At 73.5% G+C, this 21,766-nt stretch carries 20 protein-coding genes; 8 read left to right on the forward strand and 12 right to left on the reverse strand.

The genetic code is table 11. The annotated features are described in order from the left end of the window. Position 1 precedes the first annotated feature (1 nt). Both EV383_RS02790 and lon read left to right on the forward strand, forming a co-directional pair. Entirely contained in the window at positions 2-550 is a 549-nt protein-coding gene (locus EV383_RS02790; protein ID WP_130288457.1) for a YbaK/EbsC family protein, read from the forward strand. 86 nt (positions 551-636) lie between these two features. Then, on the forward strand, positions 637-3,006 hold the full coding sequence (gene lon, locus EV383_RS02795; protein ID WP_207223413.1) for an endopeptidase La: 2,370 nt from the start codon (positions 637-639) through the stop codon (positions 3,004-3,006). A 126-nt stretch (positions 3,007-3,132) separates the two neighbouring features. On the opposite strand, the gene EV383_RS02800 is transcribed toward lon, so the two are convergent. The 3 genes from EV383_RS02800 to EV383_RS02810 form a co-directional block, all read right to left on the reverse strand. Further along, complete coding sequence (locus EV383_RS02800) at positions 3,133-4,026, reverse strand: endonuclease domain-containing protein (protein ID WP_130288458.1); 894 nt, start codon at positions 4,024-4,026, stop codon at positions 3,133-3,135. Between the two features lie 172 nt (positions 4,027-4,198). Continuing rightward, positions 4,199-5,089, reverse strand: coding sequence for a formyltetrahydrofolate deformylase (gene purU, locus EV383_RS02805; RefSeq protein WP_130288459.1), 891 nt, complete (start codon positions 5,087-5,089; stop codon positions 4,199-4,201). Between the two features lie 3 nt (positions 5,090-5,092). Next, entirely contained in the window at positions 5,093-5,593 is a 501-nt protein-coding gene (locus EV383_RS02810) for a DUF2505 domain-containing protein (RefSeq protein WP_130288460.1), read from the reverse strand. Positions 5,594-5,616: 23 nt separating this feature from the next. Here EV383_RS02810 and EV383_RS02815 point away from each other — a divergent pair, with 23 nt between their 5' ends. The 3 genes from EV383_RS02815 (at position 5,617) to EV383_RS02825 (ending at position 8,349) form a co-directional block, all read left to right on the forward strand. Further along, positions 5,617-6,663 (forward strand): UDP-N-acetylmuramate dehydrogenase, encoded by a 1,047-nt coding sequence (locus EV383_RS02815; RefSeq protein ID WP_130288461.1) that lies wholly within the window; start codon positions 5,617-5,619, stop codon positions 6,661-6,663. Between the two features lie 171 nt (positions 6,664-6,834). Continuing rightward, complete coding sequence (locus EV383_RS02820) at positions 6,835-7,995, forward strand: L,D-transpeptidase (protein WP_130288462.1); 1,161 nt, start codon at positions 6,835-6,837, stop codon at positions 7,993-7,995. Positions 7,996-8,118: 123 nt separating this feature from the next. Then, positions 8,119-8,349: a hypothetical protein gene (locus tag EV383_RS02825; protein ID WP_130288463.1), complete on the forward strand. Its 231-nt coding sequence runs from the start codon at positions 8,119-8,121 to the stop codon at positions 8,347-8,349. Here the strand turns inward: EV383_RS02825 and EV383_RS02830 are convergent. Continuing rightward, entirely contained in the window at positions 8,346-9,092 is a 747-nt protein-coding gene (locus tag EV383_RS02830) for an SDR family NAD(P)-dependent oxidoreductase (RefSeq protein WP_130288464.1), read from the reverse strand. The two genes, EV383_RS02825 and EV383_RS02830, sit on opposite strands and share 4 nt — an antisense overlap. Before the next feature lie 151 nt (positions 9,093-9,243). Here EV383_RS02830 and EV383_RS02835 point away from each other — a divergent pair, with 151 nt between their 5' ends. Further along, a complete protein-coding gene (locus tag EV383_RS02835; protein WP_130288465.1) occupies positions 9,244-10,845 on the forward strand; it encodes an alkaline phosphatase D family protein in 1,602 nt (533 codons plus the stop codon). 1 nt (position 10,846) lies between these two features. Here EV383_RS02835 and EV383_RS02840 read toward each other — a convergent pair whose 3' ends face one another. Further along, positions 10,847-11,113, reverse strand: coding sequence for a DUF2530 domain-containing protein (locus tag EV383_RS02840; protein WP_130288466.1), 267 nt, complete (start codon positions 11,111-11,113; stop codon positions 10,847-10,849). Between the two features lie 41 nt (positions 11,114-11,154). On the opposite strand from EV383_RS02840, the gene EV383_RS02845 reads away from it, so the two are divergent. Then, on the forward strand, positions 11,155-12,588 hold the full coding sequence (locus EV383_RS02845; protein WP_130288467.1) for an NCS2 family permease: 1,434 nt from the start codon (positions 11,155-11,157) through the stop codon (positions 12,586-12,588). A 178-nt stretch (positions 12,589-12,766) separates the two neighbouring features. Here EV383_RS02845 and EV383_RS02850 read toward each other — a convergent pair whose 3' ends face one another. From EV383_RS02850 to EV383_RS02880, 7 genes are all read right to left on the reverse strand, one after another. After that, positions 12,767-13,615 (reverse strand): glycoside hydrolase family 16 protein, encoded by an 849-nt coding sequence (locus EV383_RS02850; RefSeq protein ID WP_130288468.1) that lies wholly within the window; start codon positions 13,613-13,615, stop codon positions 12,767-12,769. Between the two features lie 154 nt (positions 13,616-13,769). Further along, a complete protein-coding gene (locus tag EV383_RS32555) occupies positions 13,770-15,194 on the reverse strand; it encodes a glycoside hydrolase family 16 protein (RefSeq protein WP_207223414.1) in 1,425 nt (474 codons plus the stop codon). Between the two features lie 18 nt (positions 15,195-15,212). Beyond that, positions 15,213-15,806, reverse strand: a complete 594-nt coding sequence (locus EV383_RS02860; protein WP_130288469.1) for a hypothetical protein — start codon at positions 15,804-15,806, stop codon at positions 15,213-15,215. A 4-nt stretch (positions 15,807-15,810) separates the two neighbouring features. Next, complete coding sequence (locus tag EV383_RS02865) at positions 15,811-17,094, reverse strand: VldE C-terminal domain-containing protein (RefSeq protein ID WP_130288470.1); 1,284 nt, start codon at positions 17,092-17,094, stop codon at positions 15,811-15,813. A 3-nt stretch (positions 17,095-17,097) separates the two neighbouring features. Further along, entirely contained in the window at positions 17,098-17,694 is a 597-nt protein-coding gene (locus tag EV383_RS02870; protein WP_130288471.1) for a hypothetical protein, read from the reverse strand. Beyond that, positions 17,691-18,725: a hypothetical protein gene (locus tag EV383_RS02875; RefSeq protein ID WP_130288472.1), complete on the reverse strand. Its 1,035-nt coding sequence runs from the start codon at positions 18,723-18,725 to the stop codon at positions 17,691-17,693. The genes EV383_RS02870 and EV383_RS02875 overlap by 4 nt, the downstream gene beginning before the upstream one ends. 425 nt (positions 18,726-19,150) lie before the next feature. Continuing rightward, the gene (locus tag EV383_RS02880) at positions 19,151-20,638 is read right to left on the reverse strand and encodes a glutamate-cysteine ligase family protein (protein ID WP_130288473.1); all 1,488 of its coding nucleotides are present in this window, start codon (positions 20,636-20,638) and stop codon (positions 19,151-19,153) included. 153 nt (positions 20,639-20,791) lie between these two features. Between EV383_RS02880 and EV383_RS02885 the strand changes: the two genes are divergently transcribed. Continuing rightward, positions 20,792-21,601 (forward strand): TrmH family RNA methyltransferase, encoded by an 810-nt coding sequence (locus tag EV383_RS02885; protein WP_130288474.1) that lies wholly within the window; start codon positions 20,792-20,794, stop codon positions 21,599-21,601. Positions 21,602-21,766 lie beyond the last annotated feature (165 nt).

Consider the following 21,766-nt stretch of genomic DNA (forward strand, 5'->3'; position numbering starts at 1 on the left):
CGTGAGCCGGTCGGTCCTGGGGACCCTCGACGTCATCGCCGCCCCCGAACGCCCGGATCTGCTGGCCGCCCCGACGGCTGCGGCCCTGGCCGCACTGGGCGCGGAGCGGGCCGGCCGGATCGGGGTCGCGGAGATCGACCCGGACCTGGCCGACACCGCCGCGTTCTGCCAGGCCTACGGATCGCCGCCCGAGTTCTCCGCGAACTGCGTCGTCGTCTCCGGCAAGCGTGCCGGGGAGACCCGCTACGCCGCCTGCCTGGTCCTCGCGACCACGCGGGCGGACGTCAACGGCGTGGTGCGCAAGCGTCTCGACGTCCGCAAGGCGTCGTTCGCGCCGATGGACGACGCCGTCGACCTGACCGGCATGGCCTACGGCGGCATCACGCCGCTCGGCCTGCCGGAGGGCTGGCCGCTCTGGATCGCGCCGGAGGTCGCGGCGGCCGAGGCCGTCGTTCTCGGCAGCGGGATCCGCGGCTCGAAGCTCGCCGTCCCCGGGGACATCCTCGTCGCGCTCCCGAACGCCGAGGTCGTCGAGGCGCTCGCCCGCTGACCTGCGCCCCGTCCGGCGGGCGTTCGCTCTGGGCGGATTTACTTGAACGCTGGAATGAGTTCAACGGTGTAAGCGTTGAGCCGGACATGACAGAAATGCTGAAGCTCCCGGTGCTTCCGCTGACCGACTCAGTGGTGCTGCCGGGCATGGTGGTTCCGGTCCGGCTCGACGAGCCGGAGACACAGGCGGCGGTCGATGCGGCAGGCAGCGGCGCCGACGCAGACGACGCCAAGACCCAGCGGCGCGTGCTCGTGGTCCCGCGCCTCGACGGCAAGTACGCGGCGATCGGCACGGTCGCCGTCCTCGAGCAGATCGGTCGCCTCCCGAACGGGGAGAAGGCCGCCGTCCTGCGCGGCGAGCGTCGCGCCCGGATCGGGTCCGGCGTGACCGGCCCCGGCGCCGCCCTCTGGGTGGAGGCCGAGCCCGTCGAGGACGCGCCCGTCACCGGCCGGACCCAGGAGCTGGCGACGGAGTACAAGGTGCTCGTCGTCTCGATCCTGCAGCAGCGCGGCGCCTGGCAGGTCATCGACTCGGTGCAGCAGACCACCGACCCCGGTGCGCTGTCCGACCTGGCCGGCTGGGCGTCGTACCTGACGACCGAGCAGAAGGCGCAGCTGCTCGCCGAGACCGACGTGACCCGTCGTCTCGAGCTGCTCGTGGAGTGGACGACGGCGCACGTCGCCGAGCAGGAGGTCTCGGAGAAGATCGCCGGTGACGTCCGCGAGGGCATGGAGAAGCAGCAGCGCGAGTTCCTGCTGCGCCAGCAGCTCGCCGCCATCCGCAAGGAGCTCGGCGAGGGCGACGGCGACGAGGCCGACGACGACTACCGGACGAAGGTCGAGAACGCCGACCTGCCCGAGCACGTCCGCAAGGCCGCGCTGGCCGAGGTCGGCAAGCTGGAGCGCTCGTCGGACCAGAGCCCGGAGGGCGGCTGGATCCGCACCTGGCTCGACACCGTCCTCGACATCCCGTGGAACGAGACGACGGTCGACACCGACGACCTGATCGAGGCCCGCCGGATCCTGGACGCCGACCACGCCGGTCTCGACGACGTCAAGGAGCGGCTGATCGAGTTCCTGGCCGTCCGGTCGCGGCGGGGCAGGAAGGGCCTGGACACGATCGGTGGCCGGGGCTCCGGAGCGGTGCTGGCCCTGGTGGGCCCGCCCGGCGTCGGCAAGACCTCGCTCGGTGAGTCCGTCGCGCACGCGCTCGGCCGCAAGTTCGTCCGCGTCGCCCTCGGTGGCGTCCGCGACGAGGCCGAGATCCGCGGGCACCGGCGCACCTACGTCGGCGCACTGCCGGGCCGGATCGTCCGCGCCATCCGTGAGGCGGGCGCGATGAACCCGGTCGTGCTGCTCGACGAGATCGACAAGGTGGGCAGCGACTTCCGCGGCGACCCGACCGCGGCCCTGCTCGAGGTGCTCGACCCGGCGCAGAACCACACGTTCCGCGACCACTACCTCGAGGTCGACCTCGACCTGTCGAACGTGCTGTTCCTGGCGACGGCGAACGACGGCTCGGCGATCCCGGGCCCGCTCGCGGACCGGATGGAGGTCGTCGGTCTCGACGGCTACACCGAGGCGGAGAAGATCGCGATCGCCCGCGACCACCTGCTGCCCCGGCAGATCGAGAAGGCCGGCCTGGAGAGCTCGGACGTCGAGTTCTCCGAGGTGGCGCTCGGCATGATCGCCGCCGAGTACACCCGTGAGGCCGGTGTGCGGCAGCTGGAGCGGGGCCTGGCCAAGGTCCTGCGCAAGGTGGCCGTGCAGATCGACGCCTCGTCTTCGGCTTCGGCTTCGTCCGACGAGAAGGCGGCCGAGCGCCCCGTGCACGTCGACGCGGACGCCCTGGTCACCTACCTGGGACGGCCGAAGTTCACGCCGGAGTCGGCCGAGCGCACCTCGGTGCCGGGCGTGGCGACCGGTCTGGCCGTCACCGGGGCCGGTGGCGACGTCCTGTTCATCGAGGCCACGAAGATGGACGGCGAACCCGGCCTGATGATCACCGGTCAGCTGGGCGAGGTGATGACCGAGTCGGTCTCCATCGCGCTGAGCTACCTGCGGTCCCGCGGGCTCGCCGGTGACCTGGCGTCGAAGAAGCTGCACGTCCACGTGCCGGCGGGTGCGGTGCCGAAGGACGGTCCGTCGGCCGGCGTCACGATGACGACGGCGCTGGCGTCGCTCGCGTCGGGCCGCCCGGTCCGCTCGAGTGTCGGGATGACCGGCGAGGTCACCCTGCAGGGCAAGGTCCTCCCGATCGGCGGGGTCAAGCAGAAGCTGCTGGCCGCACACCGTGCCGGGCTGACCGACGTGATCATCCCGAAGCGGAACGAGCCCGACCTGGACGACCTGCCCGAGTCGGTCCGCACCGAGCTGCGGGTGCACCCGGTCGCCGACGTCGCCGACGTCCTCGAGATCGCCCTCGAACCGGCCCAGGAGCACGCCTCCGCCGCCTGATCCGCACACGACACGGCCCGTCCACCGGAACACGGTGGGCGGGCCGTTCGCGTGCGCGGGCCGGTGCCGGACTGCACGGTGAGATGACGCTGGTTGCTCTCCGCCGTCGGCGCAGAGCCATGAACGTCATCTCACCGTGCGGTGGTTCCCGAGAGTCAGGCCCAGCGCGCCGGCGACGTCGGCGACGATCCGGTCCGGCTCGTCGCGGATCTCGAACCGGGTGTAGCGGTAGATCCGCCATCCGGCCGAGACCAGCCGGGTGTAGCGACCGGCATCGCGCAGCACCCGCTCCGGACGGGTGTGGTCGGCGCCCTCGTACTCGATGCCGACCCGGTGCGCGGGGTAGGCGAGGTCGATCCAGACGGCGCGGAGCCGGTCGTCGTCGAGCACCGGGTGCTGAACCCGGGGAGCCGGAAGGCCCGAGCGGGTCAGCAGCAGCCGCAAGCGGGTCTCCGGCGGGGAGCCGGACTTCGGATCGGCGAGGGCCAGGACGTCGGGCAGCCTCCGGACGCCGCGGGCCCGCCGGTACCGGACGGCGAAGTTCAGCAGAAGGTCCGGCGAGAATCCGTGCACCCGGGCCAGCGCGTCCACCGCCACGACCGCCTCGACCAGGCTGAGCCGGCACCCGAGATCGAACGCCGTGCGCAGTGGCGTCGTGACCGGAAGGCCGCCCACCTCGGTGACCTCACCCGGGTGCAGCCGGTCCCGCCGGACGACGACGCCCGCGCGGGAACGCAGTCCGCCTGCCGGGACCGCGATCTCGGCAGGGGCGCCGAACGGTGCGCAGGACGCCCCGAGCAGCTCCGCGGCGGAGAACCCGCACAGCACGCCGTCGCCACGGGTCCACCGGTACGCGGCATGGGAGAGCAGCGTCAGGTCCGGGTCGGACCTTCCGCGGAGGCCGTACACGTCGGGAAGTAACCGCCGGAACGCGGCCCCGTGCAGGACACGCCAGTCGACCAGTCCGGCTGCGACCGCGTCCGAGCCACGGAACGCGATGGGGAAGCCGGGAACGGTCACGGCGGGGAGCATGACCGGGGCGCGGACCGGACGTGGTCGTTCCGCGGATTCGCGATCCGCGCGTGAACGACACCGTGAGATGACGTCCATGGCTCTGCGCCCACGGCGGAGCGCAATCAGCGTCATCTCACGCGCAGGCGCGGAGACGGGGTGGGGCCCGCCCCCGCGCCGGCTAGCGGAAGACGATCGTGCGGTTGCCCTGGACGAGGATGCGGTCCTCCAGGTGCCAGCGGAGGCCGCGGGCCAGGACAAGACGTTCGATGTCACGGCCGCGGCGGACCATGTCGGCGGCGGTGTCGCCGTGGTCGACGCGGATGACGTCCTGCTCGATGATCGGGCCGGCGTCGAGGTCGGCGGTGGCGTAGTGGCACGTCGCGCCGATCAGCTTCACGCCGCGGGTGTGCGCCTGGTGGTAGGGCCGCGCACCGGCGAACGAGGGCAGGAAGCTGTGGTGGATGTTGATCGCGCGGCCGGCCCACTCCTCGCACAGGTGCGCGGGCAGGATCTGCATGAAGCGGGCCATCACGACCGCGTCCGGGTCGTCGGCGGCGACCATCTCGCGGATCTTCTCGAACGCGGTGACCTTGCCCGCCTCGCGGTGCGGGTCGCCCGGGCGCGGGAACGGCACGTGGTGGAACGGCACGCCGTGTGCGGTGACCAGCGGTTCCAGGCTCTCGTGATTGCCGATCACCCGCGTGATCTGGGCCGGGAGCTCGCCGGTCCAGGCCCGTCCGAGGAGGTCGTGCAGGCAGTGCTCGTCGCGGGTGGCGAGCAGGACGACGCGCTTGCGCTCGCCGGTGTCGCTGATCCGGTAGGTGCCGCCGAGCTCGGTGGCGACGGCGTCGAACCGCGCCCGCAGCTCGTCGACCCCGAACGGCACCGACGCCGCGTCGACGACCTGGCGGGTGCAGAACACCTTCGCGTCGACGTCGGCGTGGTAGCCGGCCTCGGTGATCCAGGCACCCAGGTCGGCCAGGAACCCGGAGATCCGGGCGACGATGCCGGTCCGGTCCGGGCAGCTCAGCGTGATGACGTAACGACGGTCCTCGGGCGGTGGCGGCACGCGTCAGGCCTGGATCTGCTCGAGCGTGAAACCGGTCTCGGCCGCGAGCAGCTGCTTGATCTGCTCGCCGACGGCCTCCTCGATCTTCGCGCCGACGATCGGGACCTTCACCGTCACCACGATGTTCACGGCGAACTCGCTGCCGCCGTCGGCGTCGGCGATCCGCATGGTGGCCTTCGCGGTGGCCGGGGTGCCGGCGATCGCGACGCGCGCGACGCCGTCGTAACCGCCCTGCGCGGACGGCGCCCACGTCTCGGTCCGCTTGATGACGACGTCGCCACCGGGGATCAGCTTGGTCACCATGGCGGGGAGGTCCTGCTGGTCGATGCCGTGGCGCAGGGTGTACTTGACGCCCTCGCCGTCGGGCTCGTACTCCAGCAGCGCCGCGCCCGGGCCGCCCATCTGGACCAGCCGCTTCTCCAGGACCTCTTTGTCCACCATCGTCGCGTAGACGCGCTGCGCCGGATGCGCGGTGGTGGAGCGGTAGTCGATCGAGCTAGGCATGGGCGGAGGCTACCGTTGTGTCCGTGAGCGCACCCACCTCGATCGACGCCCGGCTCTCCGCGCACACGACGTTGCGTCTAGGGGGACCGGCCTCGCGTCTGGTCACCGCGGCCGACGCCGACGCCGTGGTGGCCGCCGTCGCCGCGGCGGACGCGGCCGGGGAGCGGGTGCTGCTGCTCGGGGGCGGATCGAACCTGGTCGTCGCCGACGCCGGGTTCGACGGCACCGCCGTGCTGCTCGCGAGCACGGGCGTGCACACCGAGCCGCGGCCGGACGGCTCCGTCGTCGTCACGGTCGAGGCGGGCGAGGACTGGGACGCCGTCGTCGCGGCGACGGTCGCGCAGGGCCTGGGCGGGTTCGAGTGCCTGTCCGGCATCCCGGGCCGCACCGGTGCGACGCCGGTGCAGAACGTCGGCGCGTACGGCGTCGAGATCTCCGACCTGCTCGTCGACGTCGACCTCTACGACCGCCGCTCGGGCACCGTCCGCGAGCACGTCCCGGCCGCCGAGCTGGGGCTGGGCTACCGGACGTCGGTGCTCAAGGGCCGCGACGACGCCATCGTGCTGCGGGTCCGGTTCGCGCTGAGCGCCGACGGCCTGTCCGCACCGATCCGCTACGCCGAGCTGGCGCGCACCCTCGGCGTCACCGCGGGGGAGCGGGTGTCCCCGGCCGCGGCCCGCGAGGCGGTGCTGGACCTGCGCCGGGGCAAGGGCATGGTGCTCGACGCCGCCGACCACGACACGTGGAGCGCCGGGTCGTTCTTCACCAATCCGATCCTGCCGGTGGCCGACGCCCCGCAGGTCGAGGGCCTGACCGCGTGGCCGGCGGGGGAGGGGTTCGTCAAGCTGTCCGCGGCCGGGTTGATCCAGCAGGCCGGTTTCACGCGCGGGCACGCCGGGCCGGGTGGGCGGGTCGCGCTGTCGAGCCGGCACGTGCTGGCCCTGACCCACCGCGGCGGCGGGCACACCGAGGACCTCCTGGCACTCGCCCGCGAGGTCCGCGACGGCGTCGCCGAGCGGTTCGGCGTGACGCTGCACCCGGAACCCGTGCTGGTCGGCTGCTCCCTCTGAGCGCTGCCGGCTTGGGAGTCGTCGGCCCCGAGGTCCGCCGCCTCCGGGATCCGCCGCGCGGACGAACCGGTGCCCGCGTACGGTCGGCCGGCGCGTTCCCCCGTCCGCGTGGGCAACCTGCGTCGGCCCCGGCCGTCAGAGCAGGGGGGAGCGACGATCTCGGGGGGACACATGCGACGGCTGCTGATCGTGGCGGTGGCGATCATCGGCGTCCTGGGCGTGGTCACGGCGGTCGCGACGGCGGGCGGACGACCCGGGCTCGGCACCGCTCCGACCGGCCCGGACACAGCGGTGAGCTATGAACCCGCCGCGGGCGCGACCGGGCTGAACCCGACGGCGCCGGTGGCGGTCCGCGCCGCCGAGGGCACCCTGGACCGGGTCGCCCTGAGCGATCCGGACGGCGATCCCGTCGAGGGCGGGCTGAACGCCGAGCGCACCGCGTGGACGGCGTCCGAGCCGCTCGACTACGCCACTACCTACACCTGGTCCGGCCGCGCGACCGGCGGCGACGGCGAGGTGGTCCCGCTGCAGGGCACCGTCGCGACCCTGACGCCGGCCGAGGAGGTCCGCGGCACGCTGAACATCGGCGACGACCGCACCGTCGGCGTCGCCGCACCGATCGAGATCCAGTTCGACACCCACGTCGACGACCGGGCCGCCGTCGAGCGACGCCTGACGGTCACCACCTCCCGCGAGGTCGAGGGCGCATGGGGCTGGCTGCCGGACGAGAACGGGGGCTCGCGGGTGCACTGGCGGCCGCGGGAGTACTGGCCGGCGAACACCGACGTCACCGTCGACGCACCGCTCTACGGCGTCGACTACGGCGGCGGGAAGTTCGGTCAGTCCGACCTGACCAGCGCGTTCACCATCGGGCGCAAGCAGGTCGTGAAGGCCGACACCGGGTCGTTCCGGATGGTGGTCGAGCGCGACGGGAAGCAGGTCGGGAGCTACCCGGCGAGCTACGGGCTGGGCTCGGACCCGAACCGCAACACCCGCTCCGGCATCCACGTCGTCACCGAGAAGTTCACCGACAAGCGGATGGTGAGCGCGCAGTACGGCTACGACGTGATGGAGAAGTGGGCCGTGCGGATGAGCAACAACGGCGAGTTCATCCACGCCAACCCGGCGTCGTCGGGAGCGCAGGGCTCGTCGAACGTGACGCACGGCTGCGTCAACCTCTCCCTCGCCGACGCGAAGGCCTACTACGACACCGCGCTCTACGGCGACCCGGTCGAGGTCACCGGCACGCCCGTTCAGCTCTCGCCGAAGGACGGCGACGTCTGGGACTGGACGCTGAGCTGGGAGAAGTGGCAGCAGCTCTCGGCCCTGTGAGTCGAGACCTGTGAGTCGTGCGCGGGGAGTCCGGAGCCGCAAGCTCGGCGCGGGGATCGAGCCGCTCGTCCCGGCGTGACCGGGACCGCGGTTCGCCCGTCGGTGTGACGGGTACGCGTCCGCATGAGCGATCGAACCGTCAGCCCCGAGGACCGGCAGTCCGCCGACGAGCACGCGGCCAGCCGCGCGACGCCGCTGCCCGAGGAGGCCGCCGGCGCGCCGACCACCGGTGACCCGCGGGACAGCGCCGCGGAGATCCTGCGCGAGTCCGAGGAACGGATGGCCGGCGCCGTCTCCGGGGACGAGCCCGGTGACGACGCCGATCAGAACCGTCGCTCGGAGGAGACGCTCTAGTTCGTCCGGTGCGCTCGCGACCCGGAGGCCTGGGCTCGCGGCTTGAGCACGATCTGGTCCAGGTTGACGTGCGAGGGACGGGTCGCGGCGAACGCGATCGTCTCCGCGACGTCGTCCGGGGTCAGCGGGGTGATGCCCTGATAGACCTTCGCCGCGCGCTCCTCGTCGCCCTTGAACCGGACCAGTGAGAAGTCGGTCTCGACCATCCCGGGCAGGATCTCGGTGACCCGGATCGGGCGGCCCAGCAGCTCCCCGCGCAGCGTGCGGTGCAGCATCGCCTGCGCGTGCTTGGCCCCGGTGTAGCCGGCGCCGTTGTCGTAGGGCTCGAGCGCGGCGATCGAGGTGACGGTGATGATGTGCCCGTCGCCGGACGCGTCCAGCTTCGGCAGCAGCGCCTTGGTCAGGCGCAGCGTGCCCATCACGTTCGTCTCCCACATCCAGCGCCAGTCGTCCTCGTCGGCCTCGGCGACCGGGGCCAGGCCCTTCGCGCCGCCGGCGTTGTTGACCAGGAGCTTGACCTCGGGTACGGCGCCGGTGAACGCGGCGACCGAGTCGGCGTCGGTGACGTCGAGAGCGATCGCGGTGCCGTCGATCTCCTTCGCGATCTCCTCGCACTTCTCGACGCGGCGGGCGCCGAGCACCACGTGGAACCCGGCCGCGCCCAGTGCGCGCGCGGTCGAGGCGCCGATCCCGGAGCTCGCGCCGGTGACGACGGCGGTCGGACGGTCGTTCGCAGAAGCCATGCGATCACCCTAGGAGAGCCGCCGTCCCGACGCCGCGCGTGCGCGGCTCGTGCGCGGACATCGCTGCCGGAGCGACGATTTCCGCGCACGGGCAGGTGGTGGACATCGCGATGTCGACGATCGGACATGTCGGCGACAGAGCGTCACCTCCATGGCGCACACGATCGGGCGACGGGGCTTTCTGGGGTGGACGGGTGCGGGCGCGGCGGCCGTGCTGCTGGGCACCGGAGCGTGGAACGCGGACTCCGCGAGCGCCGCGCCGAGGTCGGTGCGCGCCGGGGACTTGTTCACGCTCGGGGTGGCCTCCGGCGACCCGGCCGCGGACTCGGTGGTCCTCTGGACCCGGCTCGCGCCGGACCCGTTGGCCGCCGACGGGCGGGGCGGTATGCCGAACCGTCCGGTGCCGGTGGCCTGGGAGGTCGCCGCCGACGAGTCGATGCGACGGGTCGTGCGCCGCGGGCAGGTGCTCGCCACCCCCGCGCTCGGGCACGCCGTGCACCCCGAGGTGAACGGCCTGGCGCCGGACCGCGAGTACTTCTACCGGTTCAAGGTGCTCGGACCCGGCGGGTCGCTCTCGCCGGTCGGGCGGACCCGCACCACCCCGCGGCCGGGGGACACGCCGTCGTCGCTGGCCTTCGCGTTCGCGTCGTGCCAGAACTGGGCCGACGGCTACTACACCGCCTACGACCACATGGCGCGTGAGGACCTGGACCTGGTCGTGTTCCTCGGCGACTACCTCTACGAGGGCGACATCAAGACCACCAAGCGCGGCCAGGCCGCCCCGGCGAGCGCGGCGAAGGAGCCGACGGACCTCGCCGGCTACCGGTGCCGCTACGGGCTCTACAAGTCCGAGTCGCCGCTGCGGGCCGCGCACGCCCGCTTCCCCTGGATCACCGTGTTCGACGACCACGAGGTCGAGAACAACTGGGCCTCCGACGTCTCGCAGATCGACACCGAGCCCGACCAGGACCGCGCCGTGTTCCGGGCCCGGCGCGCCGCGGCGTTCCAGGCCTACTACGAGCACCTGCCGCTGCGTGCCGCACAGACCCCGAAGGGCCCGGACATGCGGCTCTACCGGCGCCTGTCCTACGGCACGCTGGCCGACTTCACCATGCTCGACACCCGCCAGTACCGCGACGACCAGGCCTGCGGGGACACCGAGACCGCCGACTGCACCGACCGGTTCGACTCCGAGCGCACCATCCTCGGTGCGCCGCAGCGGAAGTGGCTGCTCGACGGGTTCTCCCGCTCGACGGCCCGCTGGCAGGTGCTGGGCAACCAGGCCCCGATGGGGCTCACCGACTCCGACCCCGGACCGGCGACGAAGGTCAACACCGACCCGTGGGACGGCTACGTCGCCGACCGCAACCGCGTCCTCGGCGCGGCCGCCGACCGCGACGTGCGGAACCTCGTCGTGATCACCGGGGACCGGCACCAGAACTACGCCGGTGATCTGCTGCGCTCGTTCGAGCAGCCGGGCTCGCCGGTCGTCGGCTCCGAGTTCGTCGGGACGTCGATCTCCAGCAAGGGCGACGGCGCCGACCTCACCGACCAGATCCGCGGCTACAAGGAGGCGACGCCGACGCTGAAGTTCGTCAACGACCAGCGCGGCTACGTGCGCGTCGACCTCACCCCGGCCGAGTGGCGCAGCTCGTTCCGCGTGATGGACCAGGTCCAGAAGCCGGGCGGGACGATCTCCACCCGGGCGGTCTGGGCGGTCGAGGACGGACGCCCCGGCGTCGTCCCGGGGTGACCTAGTCGGCCCGGCCGCCCTCGACGCCGGTCTGGGCGGTGCGCGAGCCGCGTCGGGCGGCGGCGCGCTGCCAGGTGAACACCGAGACGCCGAACAGGCCGACCCCGACGCCGGCCACACACGTCCAGAAGACCTCGCCCAGCGGTGCGCCGGCGGTCAGCGAGACCACCAGCGCGACAACGGCACCCAGGGCCCACAGGGCCGTCCCCGTGCCGATCACCGGGGGCGAGGAGGTCCATCGGGGTGGCAGGGACGGCGGATCGGTCACGAACGCAGACTAGGGCAGTGATCGGTGTCTAGGGTGTGCGCGTGATCGAGCGCCTCTTCGGTGTCACCGCCCGCGGATCGACCGTTCCCCGAGAGCTGCGCGGGGGACTGGTCACGTTCATGGCGATGGCCTACATCATCGTCCTCAACCCGCTGATCCTCGGATCGATCAGCCCCACCGACCCCTCGGCCAAGGTCGACGCCGTCGGCGGGATCCTGCCGATCGCGCAGGTCGCGGCCGTCACCGCGCTCGTCGCCGGCGTGATGACGATCCTGTTCGGCGTGTTCGCGAACTACCCGTTCGCGATCGCCACCGGACTCGGCATCAACACGCTGCTCGCGGTCACCATCGCACCGCTGATGAGCTGGCCCGAGGCGATGGGCCTGGTCGTCATCGACGGCGTGATCATCGTGCTGCTGGCGGTGACCGGCTTCCGGACGGCGGTGTTCAACGCCGTCCCGACCGAGCTCAAGACGGCGATCGCGGTCGGCATCGGCGCGTTCATCGCGATGATCGGGCTGGTCGACGCCGGGTTCGTGCGCCGGCTGCCGGACGCGGCGAACACGACGGTGCCGGTGTCGCTGGGCATCGACGGGTCGATCGCGTCCTGGCCGACGGCCGTGTTCGTGCTGGGTCTGCTCATCATGGGCGTGCTGGTGGCGCGCAACGTGCGGGCGGCGATCCTGATCGGCGTCGTGATCAACACCGTGATCGCGATCGTGGTCGAGGCGATCTTCCAGGTCGGTCCCTCGGCCGGGACGAACCCGAAGGGCTGGTCGCTCTCGGTCCCGGCGATCCCGGACACCGTCGTCGGCGTCCCGGACCTGTCGCTGGTCGGCAACGTCTCGTTCGGGGCGTTCTCCCGGCTCGACCTGATCACCGTCGTCCTGCTGATCTTCACGCTGGTGCTGGCGAACTTCTTCGACGCGATGGGCACGCTGACCGGTCTCGGCCAGCAGGCCGGACTGACCGACAAGGACGGCAAGCTGCCGAACGTCGGGAAGGCGCTGGTCGTCGAGGGTGCGGGTGCGGTGGCCGGTGGTGTCGGGTCGGCGTCGTCGAACACGCTGTTCGTGGAGTCCGCCGCGGGCGTCGCCGAGGGCGCCCGGACGGGTCTGGCGAACCTGCTCACCGGAGTGCTATTCCTGGCCGCGATGTTCTTCACGCCGCTCTACGCGATCGTGCCGGTCGAGGCCGCGGCGCCGGCGTTGGTCGTGATCGGCGCGATGATGTTCCGCCAGATCACCGCGATCGACCTGTCCGATCTGCGGATCGCGATCCCGGCGTTCCTGACCGTGGTGGTCATGCCGTTCACGTACTCGATCGCGAACGGGATCGGAGCCGGGTTCATCAGCTACGTCGTGCTGGCCGCGGCGACCGGGCGGGCGAGGTCCGTGCACCCGCTGATGTGGGTCGTGGCGGTCGCGTTCGTCGGCTACTTCGCGGTGGGCCCGCTGCGCTCGCTGTTCGTGTGACCGGGGTCGTCGCGAGAACGGTCTTGACCGGACAGCGTAGGTTAGGCTAACTTCAACGAGTCGCTTCGTGGTGGGAGCGGCGCGTCAGTTCGGGACAGAGAAGGCCCCGGCCCCACCGGGCCGGGGCCTTCTCCCTGTGACCCGCATCCGGCCGCCGAGACGGGCGCGGGTACGTCTCCTACAGGCCGTAGATCCGGACCCAGTCGACCTGGAAGTCCAGCTTCTCCGGGGAGCGCTCGTCGAGCGCCGGGATCCAGTCGTCGCCGTAGGGACCGATGTCCTGCTGCATGGCCAGGTGCATCGGGCGCGGCGGGATCGTCTTCCGGTCGGTGGTCCGGAAGACCTCCTTGCCGTCGATGAAGCCCACGATGTGGTCCGGGGTCCACTCGACGGCGTAGTTGTGCCACTGCGTGAAGTCGCCGGTGATCGTCTTACCGACCTGGCTGTTGTCCTCGCCGTAGTGCACGATCACGTGCGACTCCGTGCGGTCCCCCTTCGGGACCTCCATGAAGTTGATCTCGCCGCCCTCGGGCCAGTCCTCGGCGTCCGGCCAGAGCAGGATGACGTCGCCGTAGCCGCTGCCCTTGTTCGTCTTGGCGCGGACCTCCCAGCGCCCGTACTGCTGGCCCTCGCGCCAGGCCATGCCCGCCGAGGTCTTGCCGCGGCTGGTCAGCGTCAGCTTGCCGTCGCCGACGGAGATGTTCTCCGCCTTGTGCCGCCCGACGCCACCGGTGGTCTCCCCGGTGTAGGGGCTCCACAGGTTCCGGTTCAGCGAGGTGCCGTCGAACTCGTCGTTGGCGATCAACGGCCAGTTGTTCTTGACCGCCGCCTCGGCGTCCGACCGGTTCGACGGGTCGAGCGGGGAGCTGGCGGTCGGGCGCAGCTGGTCGTTCATGCCCCCGGGGGCGGGAGGCGCGGGCGGTGCCGCCGCGGGCGTCTCCTGCGAGGAGCCGGCCGGGTCGTGGGTGACCGCGATGCCCAGCACGGCGCCGAGCGCCAGCACCGCGAGCAGCGTGAGTGCGGTCATCAGCGGACGACGACGCCGTCCCGGTTCCTCGTCGGGATCCGGTGGGGACGGACGTGTCGTCTCGGGCGCCTGGGACACGCGGTCTCCCCTCGGGTGCGTTTCGTGCGGACCCGGCACAAACTAGACAGATCCGCCTGTGTCCACGCTGAGAGGATCAGCCGCCGGCCTGCTCCCCGCTCCCGGCCGGTTCCCCGACGCCGCCCGAGGACGCGCCGTCGAGGGCGTACTGCTTGACCCAGTCGACCTGCATCGTCGACTCCTTCGCGCTGTCCCCCTTGGGAAACCAGTCCAGCTGGATGCACAGGTGCATCGGGCCCGGCGGCAGGATCGAGGTGTCGGTGGTCTTCCACCACTCCTTGCCGTCGACGAACGCGGCGATGTGGTCCGGGGTCCACTCGACGGCCCAGTTGTGCCACTGCGTGCCGTCGATCTCGACGTCACCGTCGACCTGGGAGTTGTCCGCGCCGTAGTGCAGGAAGATGTTCGTCTTCTGACGGGTCGGGTCCATCATCTCCATGAAGTCGACCTCACCGCCCTCGGGGAAGTTCTCCGCGTCCGGCCAGAGCAACAGCAGGGCGTTGTACGACGGGTCCGACGCCGGCGCCTTCACCCGCCCCTCCCAGCGGCCGTACTTCTGGCCGGGGTTCCAGGCCATGCCTGCGGTGTTGCCCTCCGAGTCCCCGGTGATCGTCAGGACCCCGTCGGCGATGCTGACGGCGTCCGGGGTCCGGCGGCCGTTGCCGCCGTGCCCGGGGCCGTCGTAGATGCTCCAGCCCTCGGTCCCGCCGGTGAAGTCGTCGGAGCGGACGGGGTTGCCCCAGCCCAGCGACTCCGCCGCGGTCGTGCCCTGCCCGGTGCTCACGCCGGCACCACCGCCGGTGCCAATCGCGGGGGAGTCTGTTCCGTTCGTGGTGCCATCCCCCGATCCTGCATCCGGCGCGGCCCCGGCGCCGGGCGCGTCGCCGGATCTCTTCTTCCCGGCGTCGTCTCCGGCCGGGCCCGCGTCCTCGCCGTCGCCGTCGCCGGTGGAGCCGCCGGCGTCGGTTCCCCCGGAACCACCGCCGGACCCGCTCCCGGAACGCGTGTCGCCGACGTCGCCCTCGCCGGAGCCCGTCCCGCCGGGCGCGGTCCCCGTCCCGGTCCCTCCCGTCCCTGTCCCGCCCGTCCCGCTGCCGGCGCCGTTCTGTCCCGTCCCGGGGGCCGTGCCCTGCTTCGCCTCGCTCCACGAGCCGGACGGGGGAACCGTTGCGACGCCGCCCGCACCCGGCGCGGTCCCGTTCGTGGCCGGGGTGCCGGTCCCGGTGGACGGACTCTGCTGCCCGGTCCCGGTGGACGGGGTGGTGCCGGTGGACGGTGTCGTCCCGGTACCCGTCGAGGGGGCGGGGTTCTTCCCGGTGTCGGGGGTGGTCGGCGTCGTCCCCGGCCCGGTCGACGGCTGCCCGCCGACGGCGGGCGGGGTCGCGGTGTCGCCGGGTTCCACCCCCATCAGCTGCCCGGCCGGGCCGACCACCAGGACCAGGACGGTGACGCCCTTGGCCAGCAGCTTCTTGATCAGTTCCTGGAGTTCGTCGGCGTTCATCTCTCGCGCTCCTGGTTCTCAGCCGTCGCCCGCGGGGAGCGCGGGGGTGTCGGCGGTGTCGGGGGTCTCCGCCACGACCAGCCAGCGGCCGTCGGGCTGGCGGTGGACGACGATCTGGGTGCGCAGGCGTGCGGTGCGGACGGACTCGCCCGGTGCGCCGGTCGACGTCGCGACGCTCGCCAGGTAGGCCCTGCGGGTCCCGTCCGGTGCGGCCGCCGACGGCGTCAGGCCCTCGACGACGGCGACCCGGCGGGCTCCCGGAGCCGGCGCGTCGAGCACCGGCACGCCCACGACGGCGGGCGGGCTGCCCGGCTCGGCGTAGCGGACGGCGTCGCGCCGGGTCCGGCCCGCGTCGCCGGGCGCCGCCCCGTACGCGGCGACGAGGTAGGCGCGGGCGACGGCGTCCGGCTCGGACGGCACCGCGTACCCGACGGCCGCGGGCTCGTCGCCGCGGTCGACGTCCGGGCCGCCGAGGGCGGCGCGGTCCTCGGAGCTCAGCACCGTGTCCGGCGGGTCCGCCCCGCCGAGCAGCCACATCGTCCCGCCGACGGCGGCGAGCACCAGCACGAGCGAGACCAGGACCGAGAGGTGGCGGTGCACGGGGCGGGTCATCCGTTCACTCCGCGAAGCTCACGTGCACGTGGTCGTAGTGGCCGCCCGTCGGGTCCTTCGTGTCGTAGACCCCGCCCCCGGTGTAGCGACGGCCCCAGCCGCTGCCGTCGCCCTTCACCGAGGGGTCCCAGTAGCGGCCCTGCCAGATCAGGTACTTGACCTTCAACGGCGCGGCGTTGGCCTCGAACCAGCGCGCGATCTGCCAGCCGTGGTCGAGATCGGCACCCTTCGGGAAGGTGCCCGCGGTGCCCGGGAACAGGTCGCATGCGCGGCCCTTCGGATGGTCGCTGGTCGGGTTCCAGGCGTGCTCGTCCCAGCAGCCCGCCTTCTTCACCACGGGCCCGCCGTCCAGCCCGCCGAACACGGCCTCGGCCGCCTCCAGGCCGTGCCGGGTCGCGCCGGTCAGGCAGCCCTCCCCGCGCGTCGGGTCGGGTGGTGCGCAGGCCGTCTTCCCGCCGGTCCACGCCGCGGCCGGGGCGGAGAGCGACGGCTTCTGCGCCGTGCTCCCCTTCGCTGCGCCGCTCTGTTTCTGCGCGGACTTGGGCTTCTGTGCCGACTCGGGCTTCTGGGCGGACTCGGGCCGCTGGGCGCCGCGCCGCGCCGTGTCGGCCGAGGTCCCCCGGTCGTCGGCCGGGGTGACGCCGGTCGGTGCGCCGCCGGTGGCGTACTCGGCCAGGTTCGCGTGCACCGCGTCCAGGTAGCGCCGGACCGCCGTGCTGCAGGCCTGCGAGCACCCGGCCTCGCCGGCCGCGGGCACCCCCGTGTCGCTCCCGGTCACCCGACGGCACCCGGCGATGTGGCAGACCAGCATCGCGTCGAGCACCGACACCTGTTTCGCGTGCGTGGCCAGGTGCCCGGCGACGGCCCGCAACGTCGAGCACATCCACGGCACCGCGATCCGCAGGTGCGCCGACGGGTCGGTGACGTCCGGATCCGGCCACGGCTTGCCTCCGGCGGCCGTCCACGTCCGCTCCCCGAGCTGGAACAGCCCGAGCGCGTCGCCGGTACGCAGGTCCGGGTCCCAGCCCGACTCCGCCTGCACCTGCGCGACGACCCACACCGGCGGCAGCTCCGGGCAGTACCCCGCGGTCAGCTCCTCGATCTCGGGCAGCGACTCCCGCGCCTGCGCCGGGACCTTCGTGGTGTCGACGCCGGAGGTGGAGCTCTCCGGCTCGTCGCCCTGGGCCGGCGCCGCGCCGAACAGCAGGACGGCCAGGATCGCCAGCAGCGCGCCCGCGAGCGCGACGGCGGTGGGCCGGGTCGTGGACGGCCCCGAGGTCGGCGACATCGTTCACCACGCGAGCCCGGTCGCCACCGGGACGGACCATCCCGGGCGTCGCCCGCCGGTCTCCGGTTCGGGCGGCCCGATCCGGACGCCACGGACCGGCCGCAACGGACCGGTGACCCCGTCGGTCCCGGCGTCGGCGCGTTCGAGGCGCCCGCCCGCGGTCAGGGCCTCGACGATCCGGGTCAGCGCCCGCGCGTAGTCCCGCACCGGTTCGGGCAGGTCGTCGGCCGGGAGCGTGAGCAGCGACGTCGCCTCGGCGAGCGGGTCGCCGACCAGCGGCCAATGCAGGACGCGGGGGAGCAGTACGAGCGCGGCCCACCCGGCGGCGCCGTCGCGCAGCCGGTCGGCCAGCGGGCCCTCGGATGTGTCCGCGCCGTCCGTGGTGACCGCGAGGACGGGGTGGCCGGCACCCGGCGTCGCGGGGGCGATCCGCGCCGCCCGCTCCAGCCCGGACACGCTCGCCCGGCACACGACGACGTCCGGCAGCCGCGCCGCCCCGCCGACCGGGCCGAGGTCGCGTCCGCGCAGGGCGTGCGCGACGGTGCTGGTGCCGACGCCGCCCGCCAGACCGCCGACGGTCGGGGCCCGCAGCGCGCTCACCGCGCGCCTCCGCGCAGGGCGGCGATCGACAGTGGCGACGGTGCCCCGTCGTCCTGCTGCCGGTCGGCGTCCGCGGGGTGCGCCTCACCCGCGTCGACGACGAGCTCGTCACCGTCGAGGACGACCGCGACGCCGAGACGGACCCAGCGCGACGCCAGGCCACGCCAGCCCCGCGCGGTCGCCGGTGGGGCCGCGGCGGGCTCGCCGAGGAGCTCGTCGGGGTCGGTCTCCGGCCGGCCGGGTCCGCGCTGGTCGACGCGCCGGTACGGCGTGACGCGCACCCGGACGTCGACGACCACGCGCCCGTCGCCGTCGGGGGTGACGCGGCCGGGTAGCACCATCTCCGTGCGCTGGCGGCCCTGCCCGGACCAGCCCAGCAGCGCCCGGTCGGCCCGCGGGCCGGGGAGGTGAGTGGCCAGGGCCCGGCCGCGGCGCTCCGGGTCGTCCTCGTCCCAGGACAGGTAGTCGGCGGCGAACGCGGCGGCCAGTGCCGCGGCCTCGGCGGGGTCGGGTGCGGGAGTCGCGGCGGCGGTCGTGGGCACCGCTGCGGGAACCGGGTCGGACGTGGGTGTGGCGGTCTCGGCGCAGGGGCTCGTGGTGACCGGGACCGGGGGAGCGGCGGCAGCGGGGCCGTGCCCGTCGGCCCCCGGCGTCGTGGCGGGGCGGGACGCGGGAGCCTCGGTGACCGGGGCGGACCAGGCGGCCCACCCGGTCGCCTGGATCGACGCACCCCAGCCCGCGGCGACGTCACCCCGGAGGTCGGGCGACGGTGCCGCCGACGTGTCCGGGCTCGACGGCGGGCCCCACCCGGCCCAGGACGACGGCGGAGAGGGCTCGCTCACCGGCCCCACCACCGGCGGCACCGGTGGGAAGCCGAACGGGTCCGTCACCGGGTCGGCGTCGGCCGTCTCGTCGGCGACGGGGTCGGGACGGCGCGGCGTCCACACGGCCGGGAGCGCGGCTCGGGTGGCCGGATCGGGAACCGGGTCGGCCGGTGCCGTCCGGGACCCGCCGGACGGGGGTCCCGCCACCCGGGTGATCGAGGATGCGCCGGACGGGGACCCGCCGTCCGGCGCTGGCCCGGCGGACGGACGGGCCGGGCGCGACGCGTCCCCGGGTGCACCCGGCCGCGCCGCCGGAGCCGGGGGCGGGTCGTCGAGCCAGGGGTCGGGGCCGTCGGAACGCGTGGTCCGCGAGCGGCGGAAGCGCGACATCGTGGTCACCGGGCCCGGCCGCGTGCAGTGGCGGCCCTCGGGTACGGCGCGACGGCCGTCGACGGCGTCGCGCCCGGGTGCTGGTCCATGATCCTCCGTCCGGGGCCGCCGGGGGAGTCACGGGCGGCGCGGAGGAGGACGTTAAGGAGCCGGACGCGCCCCGGTGGGCGCTCCGGACAAGGGCTTCGCGATGGCGAACGCGGCGATGGCGAACACAGCGGTGGGGACGGACCCCGCAGGGATCAGTCCGGGATCTCCCACGTGTGCACCGGAACGTTGGCCGCGGACGCGGCGACGTAGCGCTCGACCATCCCGTAGAGCGCCTTCGGCCGGTCCAGGCCGCGCTCCTCGAGCGCGGCGACCGTGTCGACCTGCCACGACGAGCCCGTCTGCCGCGTGACGCAGCGGCGCTCGAGCACCGTCAGATAGCGGTCGCAGACGGCACCGCTCACGCCCCAGCGAGCCAGGCCCTCGTGCGCGAGCGGCAGCAGCTTGCGCAGCGCGAGCTCGTCCGGACGGATCCACCCGGTGCCCGGCCAGTACAGCGGCGCGTTCATGCCGTGCTTGGCGGCGGTCGTGAAGTTCTCCGCGGCGGCCTCGAACGACACCGTCTTCCACAGCGGCTGTTCGGCCTCGACCAGGGTGCGCAGCAGACCGTAGAAGAACAGGGCGTTCGCGACCATGTCGACGGTCGTCGGCCCGGCCGGGAGCACCCGGTTCTCCAGGCGGACGTGCGGCTCGGAGCCCGAGACGTCGTAGATCGGCCGGTTCCAGCGCCAGATCGTGCCGTTGTGCAGCGTCAGCTCGGGCAGCGCCGGGGCGCCGTGCTCGCGCAGCTGCGTCATCGGGTCGATCTCGCTGGTCACCGGCATGAGCGCCGGGAAGTAGCGGGCGTTCTCGGCGAACAGGTCGAGCACCGAGTCGATCCACCGCTCGCCGAACCACACCCGCGGTCGGACGCCCTGGTTGCGCAGTTCCGGTGTGCGGACGTCGCAGGACTGCTCGAACAGCGGGATCCGGGTCTCGGCCCACAGGTTCGACCCCATCAGGAACGGCGAGTTCGCCCCCAGCCCGAGCTGCACCCCGGCGAGGCACTGCGCCGCGTTCCAGTACTTGCCGAAGTCGGCCGGGGCGACCTGCAGGTGCAGCTGCAGCGACGTGCAGGCGGCCTCCGGGATGATCGTCTCGAAGTCCTCGGCGACGCGTTCGGAGCCGCCGTTGCCGGTGATGTCGATCCGGATCGGCTCGCCGCGGGCGTTGAGCATCTGGTCGTTCAGTGCCCGGTAGCGGTCGTCCGGGGTGATCGACTCGGCGACCATGTGGTCGGTCCGCAGCGTCGGCAGAATCCCGATCATGACCAGCTGGGTGCGCAGGTCGCCGGCCTTCGCCCCGGCGCCGGCGAGCAGGTCCAGGAGCTCGTGCTCGAGGAGACGCCACTCGTCGCCGGGCAGCGGCCGCGGCGGCAGGTTCAGCTCCAGGTTCCAGCGGCCGAGCTCGGTCTGGAACTCCTCGGCGTTGATCGTCTCCAGGACGTCGCGGCCGTTCAGCGACGGGGCGAGATCGCCGTCGACGAGGTTGAACTCGATCTCCACGCCCGTCATCGGCTCGGAGTCGGCGAAGGGGTACTCCCGCAGCATCTCCTCGAGCGTGTCCAGGCAGCGCTGGACCTTGATGCGGTATCGCTGTCGGTCGCGACGCGTGAACGTTGTCCGGTCGACGACCTGACCCATGCGAGAACCGACCTCCAAGAGGGGGGGAGCGCCCGGCCAGGACCGGCTCCGGCAGGCGGCACTACACCGTGTCACATCGCTGGATCGAGCGATACCGGCTGACCGGGCGACTGGACGCGGCGGACGGTCGACGTAGTGGGATCATCGGTCCCCGTGGCCATTCTCACCCCCGTGGCGCGGGCCGACGACCCGCGCCTGGACGACTACCGCGACCTCACGACCGCCGACCGGCGTCCCGACCGGCCGGGCGGCCGCGGTCTCGTGATCGCGGAGGGTGTCGTCGTGGTGCGGCGGCTGCTCGACTCGCCGTACCCGATCCGGTCGCTGCTCGGGGTCCCGCGACGCCTGGACGAGCTCTCCGGCGACCTCGAGCGGGTCGACGTCCCGGCCTACGCCACCGACGCCGACGTGATGGCCGAGGCCGTCGGGTTCCACCTCAACCGCGGGGTACTGGCCGTCGCCGACCGCGCCGACGTCCCGGACCCGGCACAGCTGGCCGCCCGGGCCCGCGTGCTGGCCGTCTGCGAGGGGGTCGGTGACCACGAGAACCTGGGATCGCTGTTCCGGAACGCGGCAGCGCTCGGCGTCGACGGGATCCTGCTCGGGCCCTACTGCTCGGACCCGCTCTACCGGCGCAGCGTCCGGGTCTCGATGGGGCACGTACTGCGGGTGCCGTTCGCGCCCCTGCCCGGGCCGTGGCCCGCATCGCTGTCCCTGCTGCGCGACGCCGGCCTGACGGTCGCCGCCCTCACTCCCGACCCGGGCGCCGTCCCGCTGGCCCGAGCGGGCCTCTCCGGGCGTCGTACGGCCCTCCTGCTGGGCGCCGAGGGACCCGGGTTGACCGACGAGGCCCTCGCCGCCGCGGACGTCCGCGTCCGGATCCCGATGTCCACCGGTGTCGACTCGCTCAACGTCGCCACCGCCGCCGCGGTCGCCTTCCACGCGATCACCGGCGACGACTGAACCGTCCGCGCCCGGCCCGCCGCCGCCCCGCGCCCGGCTCGCCGCCGCCCCGCGCCCGGCCCTGCCGCCGCCTCGCGCCCGACTCGCCGCCGCCCCGCGCCCGGCCCCCGCTCCCGCGCCGAGTGCGTTCCCGCGCGCCTGCCACGTTCCCGCCCGCCACGTTCT

The organism is Pseudonocardia sediminis (assembly GCF_004217185.1).
Lineage (GTDB): Bacteria > Actinomycetota > Actinomycetes > Mycobacteriales > Pseudonocardiaceae > Pseudonocardia > Pseudonocardia sediminis.